This is a genomic window from Labrenzia sp. 5N (assembly GCF_012395805.1).
GTDB lineage: Bacteria > Pseudomonadota > Alphaproteobacteria > Rhizobiales > Stappiaceae > Roseibium > Roseibium algicola.
Genome location: NZ_JAAZTM010000017.1, coordinates 77,128 through 92,565, shown reverse-complemented (window position 1 = coordinate 92,565; position 15,438 = coordinate 77,128). Strand labels below are relative to the sequence as shown.

Here is a 15,438-nt window from a genome sequence, read left to right as displayed (position 1 = left end):
CTCCAGAAATTCAAAGATGGAAGGTCAGGTAGCGTTCGCGGCTGGCAGACAGTTGCTCCAGTCGGACCTGTACCGAATAGGCTTGCTCAATGTTGCCGGGGGTCAGCACCGTCTCCGGCATTCCCTGGGCAACCAGTCGGCCCTCATGCAACAGCAAGACCTTGTCGCAGACACGGCTTGCCAGGTTGAGGTCGTGCAGGCTGGTGACAATGGTAATGTCCAGATCGGCAATCAGCTCGACGATCTCGAGCTGATGACGGATATCCAGATGGTTCGTCGGCTCATCCAGCACCAGAAGCCTTGGTTCTTGCGCCAGCGCCCGGGCCACCATCACCCGTTGCCTTTCCCCCCCGGACAATGTGCCGAAGGCTCTTTTGGCATAGGACAGCAGATCCATTTTCCCGAGACAGTCATCGACGATCTCGGCGTCCCGCTTGCCTGCGCCGGCAATACCGTTTGCATGGGGACGCCGGCCGAGTGTGACGATCTCGCGCACGGTCAAGGCAAAATCGGTCGGCTGCTCCTGAAGCACGGCGGCGATCGTTTTGGCGGCCTCTCTGGCACTGATGTGCCAGAGATCCGTGCCATCCAGAAGGATTTCACCCGTTTTCGGTTTCAGGAAACGATAGAGCAGCCGCAACAGGGTGGATTTGCCGGCACCATTGGCGCCGGCAATTCCAAGAACCTCACCGGCAGGCAGATCGAAGCTGAGCGGATGCAAAATGGTTTTGCCCTGCCCCGTCTTCCAGCTGACCTCCCGGACAAACAGATCGACCCCCGTCATGAGAACGCCGTCCCGTCTTCTTCCGAAACGATCATCGCTGCCGGAAGCCGGCCTTGCGATGCGCTCCAGCGCTTGCCGTGGCTTTCCTCGGTCACCTCGCATCCATTTTCAATCTGGCGATACCGATTGGCGTAGTCGACAAGGTCATCGATGTCCGTATCGTCCTCAATGTCCCCAAAGAGGTAGATCGCCTTGTCGGTGGCCTTGAATGCCAACGTGCAAGGTCTCGAACAGCTCTCCATGTCGGCTGTTCCACTGATTTCGAATTCGTCTCCAACCACAGGCACTGCCTGTGCCATTGCACTTTTCAGCTTGCAGATCAGCCCATATCCGGGATGGCAAGTCTGCCCATTGTGACGACAGGTCGTGCAGACAAATATCTTGTGCGGATCATTGCTCATGACGCGCCTCCACGGCTTCTGCCAGTGAACCGACAGGAGGCTGCGGAAAAGCAAAGGCATTGCTTTCCTCGTTGCACTGGGCACGGCCGGATCGGGTACGTTTGGAACAATCATCATGTAATGTTATTACATTACCTATATTCTCGCTGACAACAGATTTTTGCAGCCCATCGGGAACCATCGCGCGTGCTGCGCGCGTCGCCAGCGGATCAGCCTCGGTCAGGAGGTTAGCAAGTCTTGAGAATTCAGCAGAAAATTTCCGGTTCATATCGCCCTCCGCGATTTCGCGGGGCAGTCAGGAACCGAATGTGCAACTTTGCCGGCAGGTGCCGATTGGCCATGTCACTCACTCCTCCGGGGCACCCCGCCCGGGTTAAGGTTTAAGGTGAAATGGCAGGTCTCCTGACTTGCGGGTCATTGCTTGCCTGATCCTTCCCGGGGTCTCCCCAGTGGCGCTTTCAGGTTTGCTCACCGCTCACAGTTGCGGGGGCAGTCACGGATTTGCAGCCTTTCGGGCTCGTCGCACCGTGTTCCCTTTTAATCCCGGTCCGGAGTTCGGAGTCGGGAACCATCTCTTCCTAAGTGCGCGAACGCCTAAAAAATGTCAAAGACTTTTGCGGGTCGCTGCTCTTGTCTGAAAGCACGACAGGATTGCCTGGAAGCGGAAACACCCAGCCGCCTCGGCAGTATTGACCCTTGCCTTCAAGGCTCAAAAATCTTACCTCCGATCCATGAAACAGGACGCCCTTCCCCCGCGCGCCGCAGCGCGCCCCCTCACCCTTGAGACCCACGGCATTACCCGCCAGGACGACTTCGCCTGGCTGAGGGCGGACAACTGGCAGGAGGTCATGAAGGACCCGTCCGTGCTGGATGCCGACATCCGCAGCTATCTGGAAGCGGAAAATGCCTATCACGAAGCGCAGATGGCACCGACGAAGACTCTGCAGGAGAAGCTTTTTGCGGAGATGCGCGGCCGCATCAAGGAAGACGACAGCTCGGTTCCGGCGCCCGACGGGCCTTTCGCTTACGGCCTCAAGTATGAAACCGGCGGCCAGCAACCGGTTTTCTTTCGCACCCCGCGTGACGGCGGCGCGGAAACGGTTCTTCTCCATGGCGACAAGGAAGCAGAAGGAACGGCATATTTCCGGATCGGCGGCGTCAGCCAGTCGACGGATCACGCGCTCATCGCCTGGGCCTATGACGACAAGGGCTCGGAATATTATTCACTGAAGCTGCGCGACGCCCAGTCTGCCAAGGATTTCGACTACGCCATCGAGGACACGGGCGGCGGCGGCGTCTTCTCGGAAGACAGCCGCTATGTGTTCTACGTTCGCCTCGACGCCAACCACCGGCCCTCGAAACTCTTCCGTCACGAAGTCGGTTCCGACCCGGCGAGCGACGTTCTCGTCTACGAGGAAAAGGATGCCGGCTTCTTCATGGGCGTCGGCAAGACCCAGTCCGGCGACACCATCGTCATCGACATTCATGATCACGAGACGTCCGAAGTCTGGATGATCCCGGCCACCGACCCGACCGCCGAACCGGTGCTTGTCGCAGAGCGCGAGACCGGTATCGAGTATTCCATCGACGATCACGGCGACACACTCTACATCCTGACCAACGCAGGCGGCGCCGAGGACTTCAAGATCGTCACTGCGCCGAAAGGCAATCCCGGCCGCGAAAACTGGTCCGATCTTGTGCCCCACAAGGCAGGATGCCTGATCCTGTCGCATTGCGTCTACAAGTCCTTCATGACGCGGCTGGAGCGCGAAGACGGCTTGCCGCGCATCGTGATCCGCCGGCTTGCAGACAACATCGAGCACTCCATCGCCTTCGACGAGGAAGCCTATTCGCTCGGCCTTGGCGGCGGCTACGAGTTCGACACGAGCACGATCCGCTTCACCTATTCCTCGATGACAACGCCATCGCAGACCTTCGACTACAATGTCGAGACCCGCGAGCGTATTCTGCGCAAGGAACAGGAAGTGCCTTCCGGCCATGATGCGGACGATTATGTCACCCGCCGGTTGATGGCTCCCGCAGCCGACGGCGAAACCGTGCCGGTGTCTGTGCTCTACCGGAAGGACACCAGGCTCGATGGCTCCGCACCTCTGCTGCTTTACGGGTATGGTTCCTACGGCATCACCATTCCGGCGAGCTTCAACACCAACTGCCTGTCGCTGGTCGACCGGGGGTTCGTCTACGCCATCGCCCATATTCGCGGCGGCAAGGACAAGGGCTTCCACTGGTACAAGGATGGGCGGCGCGAGAACAAGAAGAATACCTTCACCGACTTCATAGCCGCGGCAGACCATCTTGTTGCGGAAAACTTCACATCGCACGACCGTATCGTCGCTCAGGGCGGCTCGGCCGGCGGCATGCTGATGGGTGCGATTGCCAATCTGGCACCGGAAAAATTCGGCGGCATCATTGCCGAAGTTCCGTTTGTCGACGTTCTGTCGACTATGCTGGACGATACGCTGCCGCTCACGCCGCCGGAATGGCCCGAGTGGGGCAACCCCATCACGGACAAGGCAGCCTACGATTACATCGCGTCCTACTCTCCCTATGACAACGTTGAGGCAAAGGCCTATCCGGCCATCCTGGCGGTAGGCGGATTGACCGATCCGCGCGTAACCTACTGGGAGCCGGCCAAATGGGTTGCCAAGCTGCGGGCAACCGGCACAGGTGACAAGCTGCTGATGTTGAAAACCAACATGGAAGCCGGTCATGGCGGCGCTTCCGGCCGTTTCGACCGGCTGAAGGAAGTCGCCGAAACCCAAGCCTTTGCCCTTTTGGTGACCGACAAGGCCTGACACCTCGTCAGACCCGAGGATTTTCCGGGCGTGCGGAGCAGTTCGCACGCCCGGGAACCTAAATTCCTTTCACACGCCCTTGCGGGTACCACCCGAGCGAACGTGACTTGATTTTGACCAAGTCTTCGGCTCATGTGAGAGTTGTTGCAAATCAATCAATTGAACGGTCCTGGACCGTACCGATGCTGTTCACTGGAGCCCGTGATGACCTGCTACCGCACACTTCCGCACCGCCTTGCTGATGGGCTGAAAAAGGTGTTGCGCCTGGTACCGGTCATGGCCGCCACGCTGAGCCTTGCCGCATGCCAGTCCTACGACACGACCGGCGGCAATGTGGTGGAAACGCTGCTGTTCTCCCCCACCTTCACCAAGAACCGGCAGGACATTCCCAGCACCTACAACACAGCTTATGACTGCCGCACCTTTACCGGCAGCGGCTGGAAAGGCATTGCCGGTGGCAAGGTCTTCAATTTCAGCCAGAAATACATCATTTCCCAGGCCGGTTGCTTCAAGACTCAAGGCGAATGCAACGCATGGCTTGCGGTCATGTCCAGCTACATCGATCAGCCGCGCTACATCCGCTGCAATCCCTACACTGCGTAGGACATCAAGCGGATCTTGCAGGATCACGCTGGACGACAGTCCCCTGAAACACGGGAAGCGCTGCCATGAACGGTTCCATGTAATCAAGCAGGCAGCGCGCCCGGGCATTGAGCAGCCGCCCGGTGGGCCATACCGCAAAGATATCCCGTTGCTGCCCTTGCCAGTCTGCGAGCACAGGTGTGAGGCGGCCTGAAATCAGGTCATCGGAAATCTCGCTCACAGGCAACAGAGCGAGCCCGTGACCATCGCCGGCCAGTTGCCGGGCAAGACTGATGTCATCGACAACGACACGCGCATCGACAGGCACGGTCTCGCGGCAGCCCGTTTCCCGATTTGTCAGTTGCCATTGCGGAAGCGTGGACACCCGCACCACCTTGTGCCGGCCGATCTGGTCCGGATTTTCCGGGGCACCCGCCTGTTGAAGATAAGCAGGCGCCGCAACGAGAACCGTTGCCACCACCCCGAGACGCTTCTGGTAAAGCCGCTCATCGGTCTGGGGTCCGGCTCGGAGGGCAATATCGACCCTGTGTTCCAGCAGATCCTTGTTCTCGTTGCTGAGCGTCAGCGTCAGCTGGATCTCCGGAAAGGTCTTGAGAAAATCCGACCACATGGGCTGCAGGATGCCGATGGAAATATTGGTGGGCGCCGCCACCTTCAACGCTCCCCGAAGACCGTGCAGATCGGTGCTTAGCCCGTCCAATGTCGTCTCAGCGTTTTGAACCAGGTCGGCAAAGGCCTCGAAATACGCTTCACCCGCCACCGTCAGATCGAACTTCCGCGCGGAGCGGAAGACCAACTGCGTGCCTATGGTTTCCTCCAGCTTCGCCAGGCGCCGGGTCACCGTTGCCGCAGGCAATCCGAGATGCGCAGCAGCCTTTGCCAGGCTTCGATTACGCGCGATATGAACGAACAAGGCGATGTCGTCGAGCATGATTTCATTTTCAAAATTTAAACTCTCATTATTCGATATAGATTGATATTAGAGAAATCAATAAGTCTGTCTTCGTCCTTAAACGCAACGGAGACACTCATGGGCAATTACTTCATCAGCGCTGGTATCGAACTGCAACAGGGTGCGGAGCGGACCAGGGCAGAGACGGAACTGCGCCGACTTGTGGCTGAAACCCAACACGAACCCGGCTGCAATTTCTTTGAAATCCGGCAGAACCTGCAGGATCCCGACAAGTTCACCCTCTGGGAAAGCTGGACAGACAAGGACGCCCTGGCCGCCCATTTCGAAATGCCGCACACCAAGGCCTATCTCGCGCAGAACCTGACACAGGTCAGCTACATTGAAGAACTGGGCGAAATCGGCACCAGCGAAGCGATCAAAAGGTAGGCGACCATGAAGAACCGATTGATCGCGACGTTCCTGATGTCGCTGGGTCTGTCGCTCTTGATGTCGTGCTGGGTCACATTCCTGAACCTCGGCTGGAGCGACAGGTTCTTCTGGCAATGGATGAATGCCTTTCGCCTGGCATGGCCCGCCGCTGCCGTCATCGCCTTCTTTCTTGGCCCGCCCGTGCAAAGGGCAACACTGTTCCTTTCAGCCCGCCTGCCGTAATCAGAAAAGGAAAAATAATGCCTCTTGCTCGACAGAATTTCGAGGAACTGGGCCTGCCCGCCGGCCCCTATACTCACGCCGTTCGGCATGGACAGACGGTCTATACATCCGGTTTCACAGCTTTCGGCACACCTGCTCAGGCCGATTCGGCCGGCCCGCAAATCAGGGCGGTGTTCGCTCAGCTGAACACGATCGCTGCCTACTACGGAAGATCACTGAAAGATCTGGTGAAAGTAACCGTGTTCGTCACCGGCATGACCGACTTGCCGGAAATCCGGTCAGCCCTTGCAGAACTCTATGAAAATGAGGTTCCTGCTAGCTCGCTGGTCTGTGTTGCCGCACTGTTTCACCCACAGCTGAGGGTCGAAGTTGAAGCGATCATTGCAACCTGATCGATGAACGACTTGCAACCGGATTGAGAAATACGTATTATCCCTTAGTTGAATAGCAATGGACCGGCTCTACAACTTTCTGGAGATACGCGTTCCAATTTCTCGAATAACTGTGCACGGGCAAAACGACCCAATAATAAAAAGCGAAACTTGACCACCTGCTCGCAGGTGGTTTTGTTTGAAAGCGTCAGTTGTTTACCCGTTCAGTTGCTTTCTGAAGAAAACCGTCTCCAGGATCGGCGTATCGTAATAGGCGCCAACTTGCTCAAACCCTGCGGCTTCATAGAGCTTGATGGCACCCGTCATGCTTGGCAGCGTGTCCAGCAGCATCTCCCGGTAGCCGGCGGCAACCGCCGCTGCGATTACAGCCTCCACCAGCGCACCACCAACACCCTTGCCGCGTCCGTCCGGCAGGACGTAAAGCCGCTTCATTTCACACGCACCGTCTTTTCCGAACGCCCGCAGGCCAACACAACCGAGAACCGAGCCCTCCTCATCCTTCGCCAGGAAAAGCGCCCCGGACGGCGGCGCGTATTTCCCCGGCAGACCTGCAAGCTCTTCTTCAAAGCCCTGGTAGGAAAGGTCGATGCCGAGCCAGTCGACATAGGCCCGAAACAGGTGCCGGATCGGCGCCAGGTCGCTTTCGGTTGAAACGGGTACGATCGAAATTTGCTGCGATTGAATCATGGAATGACAAAATATCCGCGTGATGTCGTCAGTTGGCTGTCGGCGCAACGGGCGGGATGGCTTTCAGGTAGGCGGCGATCGCTTCACGATCACTGGCAGGAAGCTTGGCCATGTTTTCCTGAACATGCACCATTTCACCACCGACGGAATCGTATTCAGGCGTGAAGCCGCTTTCCAGATAATAGGCAATATCGCTTGCGCTCCAACTGCCGAAACCACCATCAACCGGCGTAATGTCCGGAATACGGCCTTCTCCTGTGGGAGCCGGTGCGCCACCGAGCCATTTCGCCAGATCCAGTCCCCCTGCAAAATTTCGAGCCGTGTGGCATTCACCGCAGTGGCCGGGCCCTTCCACCAGATACCGCCCGCGGTCCCAAAGGGCAGCGTCGACTTCGTTCCCGCCTGAAGGGGCGGCTATGACGGGTGACGGATCCAGGAACAGCCGTTTCCACAGCCCCAACCCCCGACGGATATTGAACGGAAAACCGAGCTCGTGAGGTGGCGTCTTGCCGTTGACGGATGGCAGCGTTTTCATGAAGGCAAATAGATTGCCGATGTCTTCGCCAGACATGCGGGCATAGGAAGTATAAGGGAACGCCGGGTAATAGTTTCGCCCGTCCGGTGATGTGCCATGCGTCATGGCATTGGCGAAATCAGCAAGCGACCAGGCTCCGATACCGTCTGCCGTGCTGGACGAAATGTTCGGGGCAACAAACACCCCGAACGGCGTCTCCAGGCGAAGGCCTCCGCCAAGCTTCAGCTTGTCGTCTCCCGCAGCATCCTTGGCCGCATGGCAGGACGTGCAACCGCCGGCCCAGAATACAAGTTCCCCTTGCGACGCATCCCCTTCCGCAATGGCAGCAAGCTGGGCTTCGCTCAGCTTCGTCGGCGCGGACAGGAACCAACCCGCACCTGCCGCAACAACGGCAAGAACGACGAGGACGATGACAGCCTTTTTCATGAGGTCTCCCTGGGTCTTCCTGGCACCGAAACGCCAAAACAGCGGCTCTTCAACCCGGACAGGGTGAAAAGCCGCTGATCTGTCTCACAGTCTGGAGCCTGCCTGTTGCAGTCTGTGTGCGGTAGACCCCGGAATGCCGCCGGTCAGTTTTTCTTACGGTAAGTTTCGTGACACGATTTGCAAGAGCCGAACACGGGGCCCATCGCAGCCTTGAAAGCCTCGACATCCGCAGGACCGTCCTTGCCGGATGCTTCGAAGGCTTTTGAAGTCGCGTCCGCAAACTTGGCCAGCTCAGCGGAAAATCCGTCCGGATTTTCCCAAATGGCGGCAGCGGCACCGGTTTCACCCTGATCGGAACCTGCAGGGAAATAGTCTCCGAATGTCAGGGCTGCAGCATTCATCGTTGCGATGGCAGCCTTACCGGCAGCAGGAGAATAGGCGATCTCCCCTTTCATCAGGCCTCCACCGAGCCCGGCGGCCGCGCCGACCGACGACATGATAGCCTGCCGGGTCGCAATCGGATCGTCAGACGCCTGAGCAATGGAACCGGCAAGGCCAATCCCGGCCGCAAGACCCAATACAACAGCCGATTTGATCATTCGCATCGTTCTCTCCCTCTCGTGGAAATTGCCTTCGGCAATGATTCACCAGTGCGAGTACAGCCCATGTACCGCTCGGTCTGAAAATCACGGTCGCGTGAAGTGCGCCATGTTCGGTGAACACAGCGTCAACGCTGACGAAACAGCCAAACAAAAAACCCCGACCTTTTCAGGCCGGGGTTTCGCAAAACGGGATGTATCCCGAATTACTTCGTTGCAGCTTCGTACATTTCCAGCACGTAGTCCCAGTTGACCATGCTGTCGATGAAAGCTTCGAGGTACTTCGGACGCGCATTGCGATAGTCGATGTAATAGGAGTGTTCCCACACATCGCAGCCGAGAATCGGCGCTGCGCCGTGTACCAGCGGGTTTTCACCATTCGGGGTCTTCATGATTTCCAGCTTGCCGTCCTTGACTGCGAGCCAGGCCCAACCGGAGCCGAACTGGCCAACACCGGCGGCGATGAAGTCGGCGCGGAACTTGTCGAAACCACCAAGATCACTGTCGATAGCGGAAGCCAGCGCACCCGGAAGCGAGCTGCCGCCACCGTCTTTCTTCATCCACTTCCAGAAGTGAATGTGGTTGTAGTGCTGACCGGCATTATTGAACAGCGGAGCGTTCTTGCCGAAGCTTTCCTTCACGATTTCTTCCAGGGACTTGCCTTCCAGGCCGCTGCCGGCGAGCAGCTCGTTGCCTTTTGTGACATAGGCCTGGTGGTGCTTGTCGTGGTGAAACTCGAGAGTTTCAGCAGACATGTAAGGGGCCAGCGCGTCATATGCATACGGCAGGTCAGGCAATTCGAAAGACATGACAAACTCCTTAAAAGGTCGGTGACCGGCGGCGACGTTCCTGCCTCAAGAATGAATTCAGGAACGGCCGCGTCGAGCGGCAAAATAGGATTGCTGGGCCGTCACGGCAAGCGCCGATCCCCAAAATAAAGAAATTTTTTCTTTTTATTTTAGGACGTACGATCTGCCATTGACACTTCCCACGAGGGGAACGCGTCCACACGGCTGCAGTTGCACCATTCACGGGAATGTGATCAATAATTTTCGAAAGAAAAGCACCGTCATTTTTAATTAAAACACCTTAACAACATAGAATTACATAATGATATTCAGTTTATTTCAATCATTATCTAATTTATATCTAGCATGATATTAAATAACAAATAGACAATTTCACTTATTTTCTCAAGAAATATTCTCCTTGCTGCCACGATCACCTCTCAGGCCAGTCTCTGAAACGGCAGTGCTCTTGGCGAATGCTAAAAGAACTGGATTTGATAGTGTAACGACAAGACCTGCCGCTACCCGAACAGTTGCTACGGTGGAGCATGGTTCATTGCGACTATATCCATAAGGCCTGCATGACCTGGGTTCCCGGTTCCAAGGTCCAGTCGGTGCGAACCAATGCCCTGCGAAAGGCAATGCGCACCAATACTCGTCTTGTCGCCCCTGGTGTCCGCACCGGAAACTGATCGCCTTCACCCTGCCCTAGAGACCAACCCAACCGGAACTCGTTCCTGGAAATGACAAAGCAGAGCGATCGTGCAAGATAGCAACGACTGCATGTCAGTTTTCAGCTATCGCCTCACGACCGGAACCCCATGTCACCCATCTCGCGCTCTCCTGCCGCATTGGCTTTTGGTGGTCTGCTCGCCCTTGCTGCCGCGATGGGCATTGGCCGGTTCGTCTATACCCCGATACTGCCCTTCATGACCGACGGCCTGCAGTTGCCACCTGATGATGCCGGCCTGATCGCGTCCGCAAATTTTCTCGGATATCTGGCTGGAGCTCTTGCCGGCGCCTCAAGGTCCCTGCCCGGTAATCCCCGGCTGTGGTTTCTCGGTGGGCTTCTTGCCAGCGCCCTGACCAGTGCCGCCATGGCGCTGACCACTTCCCTGTCGCTGTTTCTGTTGATCCGCTTCGCCAGCGGCGTCGCAAGCGCCTTTGCGCTGGTCTTTTCAACCAGCCTGATCCTGGAGCGGCTGACGGCAGCCGGTCGCGGCGGCTTGAGCGCCCTCCACTTTGCCGGGGTCGGCTGCGGCATTTCCTTTTCCGCTGTTCTGGTTGCCCTCCTGGCGCATCTGGGGGCAGACTGGCGTGGGCTCTGGCTGGCCAGTGGCGCTGCCACGCTTTGTTTTCTTCTGGTGGCTGCATTTCTGGTGCCGTCCGAGCCGTCTCCCCAGCCGGTCACCACACCTGCGCAAAGCTCCCCCGACGAAGCCCCGGCATCTCCGCCGGCATCTCCGTTTGGCTCTGCCAGTCGCATCCGCCTCATTCTGGCCTACGGTCTGTTCGGTTTCGGCTATGTCATCACCGCGACCTTCGTCAATACGATCGCACGCGCCAATCCGGCGCTTCAATCAACCGAAGCCTTCGTCTGGTTGACAGTTGGGCTGTGCGCTGCACCTTCAATTTACGTCTGGAACAGGATTGCCGCCCGCATGGGCACTCGAAAGGGCTTCGCTCTTGCCTGCGTGCTGGAAGCGGCAGGGGTTGCCTTGACGGCGGTGAGCACAGCGCCTGCGCTCTTCCTCTTCGGAGCAGCGCTCCTCGGGGCAACCTTCATGGGTATCACCGCGCTTGGCCTGATGGAGGCACGGCGCGAAGTCAGCCGGGACGGACCGGCAGCAATCCGTCAGATGCTTGCGGTACTGACGGCAAGCTTTGGCGTCGGGCAGATGGCCGGGCCCTGGGTTGCCGGCCAGATGCACCATCTGACCGGGTCCTTTACTGCTTCATCCCTGGCAGCCGCCGCGGCGCTTGTGGTAGCCGCGGCACTGGTCGTAAAATGAAACTCCCCACTCAGGCGTGGGAAAATTCCCAGTAGAGTTCTCTTGCGCGAGCCGCGATCGGACCCGGCTGCAGGTCGCGTTCCTCGATCCGCTTGACCGGCGTTACCTTGCTGTAGTTCCCGGTCGAGAAGATCTCGTCGGCTTCCAGGAATTCGCCATAGTCCATGGTGCGCTCGAAAACGTCATAGCCAACGGACCGCAGCAGCTGAATGACGCGCTGACGGGTAATGCCGTTCAGGAAGGTGCCGTTGGGAACCGGCGTGTGTACCTTGCCTTCCTTGGCCATGAAGATATTGGCCGATGTCAGTTCAGCGACATTGCCCAGCATGTCGCGAACGACCGCGTTGTCGAAGCCACGCCCTTTGGCCTCCAGCATCGCTCTCGCATTGTTGGGATAAAGGCAGCCGGCCTTGGCGTTGACAGGCATGCATTCAACAGTCGGACGGCGGAATGGAGACAGCGTGATGCTCATCGCCGCATCCTTGGGTGCCATCGGCGCATCGAACAGGCACAGGCAGAACCGCGTGCTGTCCGGATCGCCCACGATCACCCCGGGTCCGTCACTTTCGACCCAGTACATGGGCTTGACGTAGATCTGCTGGTCACCACCGAATTTGGCGCAGCCTTCCTTGGTGAGCTCGACCATTTCACCAACCTTCATGGTCGGCTTCATGCCCAGCGCCACGGCACTGTCGTTGACGCGTTTGCAGTGTAGATCGATGTCCGGCATCACACCTTCAAAGAAGCGGGCGCCGTCAAAAACGCTGGAACCGAGCCAGGAAGCGTGTGTGCGCGGGCCCATGATCGGCGGATTGCCCTCGTGCCAAGTCCCGTCGATCCAGGTCCAGGTGTCACTCCATCCGCTCATGTCTCTTCCCTTTTCTGCGCTGCGGTTGTGCAGTCTGTCCGCCGAAACAACACCGCTCATCCCGGCAGGTCAATAGCTTACCGCGAAATTGAGGAAAGTTGCTGTCATTCTTCGCAAGATACGGTGATATCAGGATAAAAATCACCAAAACACCCACTTGAGCGACATCAATTTTTCAAGTCGGGTTCTGCAATGACAAGATGTGGATCCCCTCACCGACCCTTGGCTTGGAAACAATGCCCCCGCCCTCGGACCATTGACTCTCGCCACACAAAGTTCACTATATGTTCTTGTTGCAATTTTGGGAGTTCAGAATGGAACAGCGCATTTCCGTGACGACGCTCGTTGTCGAAGACGTTGCCGAGGCACGCCGCTTCTTCGAAGACGGCCTGGGATGGCAGGTTCATTCCTCGCCGGGCCCAGAAGTGGTCTTTTTCCAGGTTCCCGGCAGTGTATTTGCCCTCTATGGCCGCGCCTCCCTGGAAGAGGAAATCGGACGCTCTGTTACCGGCAGCCCCACCGGTGCGGTGACGCTCGCCTGGAACGGCAGGTCGGAAGCCGAGGTGGACACAAGCTTCCTGAAAGCGCTCGCCGCGGGTGCCCGATCGGTCAAGGAACCCCAGAAAGCCTTCTGGGGCGGGTATTCCTCTTACGTGGAAGTCCCCGGCGGTCACCTGCTCGAGATTGCCTATAACCCGTTCTGGCCGGTGGAAGAGGATGGCGCAATCACCCTGCCTCCAGTCCAATAGCAGGGCACAATTGTTGTATAAGTCTTGCCTGCGACCTTTGTCGCAGATAGCTGCGCTTGACGCAGGAGGCCGCAGGCTGTTCTCTTCCGCGGTTTCGTGAAAGGGCTTGGAGGTCTTGAAGATGGCGCATGCAGCTTACGTGTTCGATGCGTATGGAACCTTGTTCGATGTGCATGCCGCCGTCCGCAAACATGCGGAGAAGCTTGGACCGGATGCCCAGAGGCTGTCGTCTCTCTGGCGGGAAAAGCAGCTTGAATATTCCTGGGTGCGTGCCCTCATGGGCAAGTATCTGGACTTCTGGGAACTGACCCAGCAAGGCCTGGACACCGCATTCGCCCTGGTGCCTTCCGCTGACAAGTCGTTGCGCGAAGATCTTCTCAGCGCCTATTGGGAACTTGATTGTTACCCGGAAGTGCCGCAGGTGCTGACCAACCTCAAGGCAACCGGCGCTAAAATCGCAATCCTGTCCAACGGATCTCCGGCCATGCTCGAAGCTGCCGCCAAGGCCGCCGGATTGACGGAACTTTTCGACGAGATCTTTTCCGTCGACGCGCTTCGAACCTTCAAGACCGATCCGCAGGTCTATGAAATGGTCACGACCCATTTCCGGATCTATCCGGAAGAGGTTTCCTTCCAGTCTTCAAACCGTTGGGATATTGCCGGTGCTACCGCATTCGGGTTCCGTACCGTGTGGATGAACCGGATGGGCATGCCTGACGAATATCCGGACCTTTCTCCCAAGGCGGTTCTGGCGGATCTGACAGGGCTCGCCACACTCGGCTGACCTGACACCACTTCCCTTCAGGAAGAGGAGACAGCGTCAGCTTTGTGTTTCTCTATTTTCAAAACAGTTCCGGCCATTTTTTCCAAAAAGGAAAAGATGTTTTGAGCGTCTGGCAAGGTTGCAGGATTCTGTAAGTGTAATATCCTTCCCTTGGTTGGGAGGAAAAGAAGAGCGACAGACTTCCTCGAGGTCATCCTGAACCAGTTACAAAACAACTGCTTAAGAACACAAACAGCTGGTTTGTCTCCGCGAAGAAGAAGGGGCGTTGAAACACTCCCCGCGCGAGCGCTCATTTGCTCCCAGACCTATTTGGGAGGATACCATGAAACAACTTACGACACGCAGGCAGGCCCTGCGGACGCTCGCAGGTGCCGGCACGGTCGGAGCAGCGACACTCGCTGCGCCGCATATCGCTTCGGCACAAGGTCAGACGACGACCTGGAAAATCCAGACGTCCTGGCCAGGCGGCGCCGGTTTGCAGATCTTCAAGGACTGGTGCGCAACCATTGCCGAAAAGACAGGCGGGGAGCTCGCCTTCCAGCCATTCGGCGCCAACGACGTGGTGGGCGATTTCCAGCTGTTCGACGCTGTCAAGAATGGCGTTCTGGACGCGGTCAACCCGTTCACGATCTATGCGCAGGGCATCATCCCCGCGGCCACCTTCCTGACGAGTTATCCGCTAGGTATGCGCAACCCGCACGAATGGGACGTGTTCTACTATTCCCTTGGCGGTCTCGAAATCGCCCGTGAACTCTACGCCGCACAGAACATGATGTTTGTCGGACCGGTGCATCACGGCCCCAACATCATCCACTCCAAGGTGCCGATCCGCTCCATCGATGACTTCCGCGGCCGCAAGATGCGTCTGCCCGGCGGCATGGTCGCCGAAGTCTTCACCGAGATCGGCGCGGAAACGACGGTGCTTCCGGGGTCGGAAATTTTCCCCGCACTTGAAAAAGGCACCATCGACGTCGCCGATTATGTCGGTCCGGCGGTCAACTATGCCCTCGGCTTCAGCCAGGTCACCAAATACATCTCCATGGGCCCTCCGGGCTTCATGTCGCTGTATCAGCCGGTCGACCTTATGGACATCACCGTCGGCATGGATGCCTGGAATGCGCTCAGCCCGCAGATGCAGCAGTTCGTCGAGATGGAAACACACGTCTATTCCGACATGCACCATGCAGCCATCCAGAAGGCAGACCAGGAAGCCTGGGCGAAGTTCGAGGCCGACGGCACCGAAATCACCCGGCTCAGCCAGGACGATGTCGAACTGATGACCGAAGTCGCCGTTCCGATCTGGTTCAACTATGCGAACCGGGACAAGGACAGTGCGCGTCTCTTCAAGATTCAGCTCGACTACATGATGTCCGGTTCGCTCGGCTACGTCACGCCGGAGCAGGTCGAAGGCCTCGAACTCGACCTCTGAT

18 protein-coding genes and 1 riboswitch are annotated in these 15,438 nt (G+C 57.8%); of the genes, 9 read left to right on the top strand and 9 right to left on the bottom strand.

The window, feature by feature from the left end:
- Positions 1-10 precede the first annotated feature (10 nt).
- The 3 genes from HEP89_RS19000 to HEP89_RS18990 are packed head-to-tail and all read right to left on the bottom strand — an operon-like array spanning position 11 to position 1,453.
- Entirely contained in the window at positions 11-784 is a 774-nt protein-coding gene (locus HEP89_RS19000) for an ABC transporter ATP-binding protein (RefSeq protein ID WP_168692790.1), read from the bottom strand.
- Positions 781-1,185: a DUF1636 family protein gene (locus HEP89_RS18995; RefSeq protein ID WP_168692789.1), complete on the bottom strand. Its 405-nt coding sequence runs from the start codon at positions 1,183-1,185 to the stop codon at positions 781-783. The genes HEP89_RS19000 and HEP89_RS18995 overlap by 4 nt, the downstream gene beginning before the upstream one ends.
- Positions 1,175-1,453, bottom strand: coding sequence for a hypothetical protein (locus tag HEP89_RS18990; protein ID WP_156912473.1), 279 nt, complete (start codon positions 1,451-1,453; stop codon positions 1,175-1,177). Before HEP89_RS18990 ends, HEP89_RS18995 begins: the two co-directional genes overlap by 11 nt.
- 106 nt (positions 1,454-1,559) lie before the next feature.
- Positions 1,560-1,773, bottom strand: a riboswitch (cobalamin riboswitch).
- Positions 1,774-1,916: 143 nt separating this feature from the next.
- Here HEP89_RS18990 and HEP89_RS18985 point away from each other — a divergent pair.
- Positions 1,917-4,001 (top strand): S9 family peptidase, encoded by a 2,085-nt coding sequence (locus HEP89_RS18985; RefSeq protein WP_168692788.1) that lies wholly within the window; start codon positions 1,917-1,919, stop codon positions 3,999-4,001.
- A 204-nt stretch (positions 4,002-4,205) separates the two neighbouring features.
- Positions 4,206-4,604: a hypothetical protein gene (locus tag HEP89_RS18980; RefSeq protein WP_077292608.1), complete on the top strand. Its 399-nt coding sequence runs from the start codon at positions 4,206-4,208 to the stop codon at positions 4,602-4,604.
- Positions 4,605-4,608: 4 nt separating this feature from the next.
- On the opposite strand, the gene HEP89_RS18975 is transcribed toward HEP89_RS18980, so the two are convergent.
- Positions 4,609-5,535: a LysR family transcriptional regulator gene (locus HEP89_RS18975; RefSeq protein ID WP_168692787.1), complete on the bottom strand. Its 927-nt coding sequence runs from the start codon at positions 5,533-5,535 to the stop codon at positions 4,609-4,611.
- Positions 5,536-5,634: 99 nt separating this feature from the next.
- Here HEP89_RS18975 and HEP89_RS18970 point away from each other — a divergent pair, with 99 nt between their 5' ends.
- From HEP89_RS18970 to HEP89_RS18960, 3 genes are read left to right on the top strand one after another with little or no spacing between them, the layout of a single operon-like run.
- Positions 5,635-5,943: a putative quinol monooxygenase gene (locus tag HEP89_RS18970; protein WP_023000990.1), complete on the top strand. Its 309-nt coding sequence runs from the start codon at positions 5,635-5,637 to the stop codon at positions 5,941-5,943.
- A gap of 6 nt (positions 5,944-5,949) precedes the next feature.
- Positions 5,950-6,168: a DUF2798 domain-containing protein gene (locus HEP89_RS18965; RefSeq protein WP_055654933.1), complete on the top strand. Its 219-nt coding sequence runs from the start codon at positions 5,950-5,952 to the stop codon at positions 6,166-6,168.
- 17 nt (positions 6,169-6,185) lie between these two features.
- The gene (locus HEP89_RS18960) at positions 6,186-6,560 is read left to right on the top strand and encodes a RidA family protein (RefSeq protein WP_197923250.1); all 375 of its coding nucleotides are present in this window, start codon (positions 6,186-6,188) and stop codon (positions 6,558-6,560) included.
- Between the two features lie 195 nt (positions 6,561-6,755).
- On the opposite strand, the gene HEP89_RS18955 is transcribed toward HEP89_RS18960, so the two are convergent.
- The 4 genes from HEP89_RS18955 to HEP89_RS18940 all read right to left on the bottom strand — a co-directional run bounded on the left by HEP89_RS18955 (position 6,756) and on the right by HEP89_RS18940 (position 9,616).
- Positions 6,756-7,247, bottom strand: coding sequence for a GNAT family N-acetyltransferase (locus HEP89_RS18955; protein ID WP_168692786.1), 492 nt, complete (start codon positions 7,245-7,247; stop codon positions 6,756-6,758).
- A gap of 28 nt (positions 7,248-7,275) precedes the next feature.
- Positions 7,276-8,208 carry a cytochrome c gene (locus tag HEP89_RS18950; protein WP_168692785.1) on the bottom strand — a complete coding sequence of 311 codons (933 nt, stop codon included), beginning with the start codon at positions 8,206-8,208 and terminating at the stop codon, positions 7,276-7,278.
- Between the two features lie 143 nt (positions 8,209-8,351).
- Complete coding sequence (locus HEP89_RS18945) at positions 8,352-8,807, bottom strand: cytochrome c (protein WP_023000985.1); 456 nt, start codon at positions 8,805-8,807, stop codon at positions 8,352-8,354.
- Between the two features lie 206 nt (positions 8,808-9,013).
- Entirely contained in the window at positions 9,014-9,616 is a 603-nt protein-coding gene (locus tag HEP89_RS18940) for a superoxide dismutase (protein WP_023000984.1), read from the bottom strand.
- Between the two features lie 800 nt (positions 9,617-10,416).
- On the opposite strand from HEP89_RS18940, the gene HEP89_RS18935 reads away from it, so the two are divergent.
- The gene (locus HEP89_RS18935; protein WP_209014772.1) at positions 10,417-11,607 is read left to right on the top strand and encodes a YbfB/YjiJ family MFS transporter; all 1,191 of its coding nucleotides are present in this window, start codon (positions 10,417-10,419) and stop codon (positions 11,605-11,607) included.
- 10 nt (positions 11,608-11,617) lie between these two features.
- On the opposite strand, the gene HEP89_RS18930 is transcribed toward HEP89_RS18935, so the two are convergent.
- Entirely contained in the window at positions 11,618-12,475 is an 858-nt protein-coding gene (locus HEP89_RS18930; protein WP_055656627.1) for a branched-chain amino acid aminotransferase, read from the bottom strand.
- A 314-nt stretch (positions 12,476-12,789) separates the two neighbouring features.
- Between HEP89_RS18930 and HEP89_RS18925 the strand changes: the two genes are divergently transcribed.
- From HEP89_RS18925 to dctP, 3 genes are all read left to right on the top strand, one after another.
- Positions 12,790-13,224 (top strand): VOC family protein, encoded by a 435-nt coding sequence (locus HEP89_RS18925; protein ID WP_168692784.1) that lies wholly within the window; start codon positions 12,790-12,792, stop codon positions 13,222-13,224.
- A 121-nt stretch (positions 13,225-13,345) separates the two neighbouring features.
- Positions 13,346-14,008: a haloacid dehalogenase type II gene (locus HEP89_RS18920; RefSeq protein WP_023000980.1), complete on the top strand. Its 663-nt coding sequence runs from the start codon at positions 13,346-13,348 to the stop codon at positions 14,006-14,008.
- 322 nt (positions 14,009-14,330) lie between these two features.
- Positions 14,331-15,437 carry a TRAP transporter substrate-binding protein DctP gene (dctP, locus tag HEP89_RS18915; RefSeq protein WP_023000978.1) on the top strand — a complete coding sequence of 369 codons (1,107 nt, stop codon included), beginning with the start codon at positions 14,331-14,333 and terminating at the stop codon, positions 15,435-15,437.
- Position 15,438: the final 1 nt, after the last annotated feature.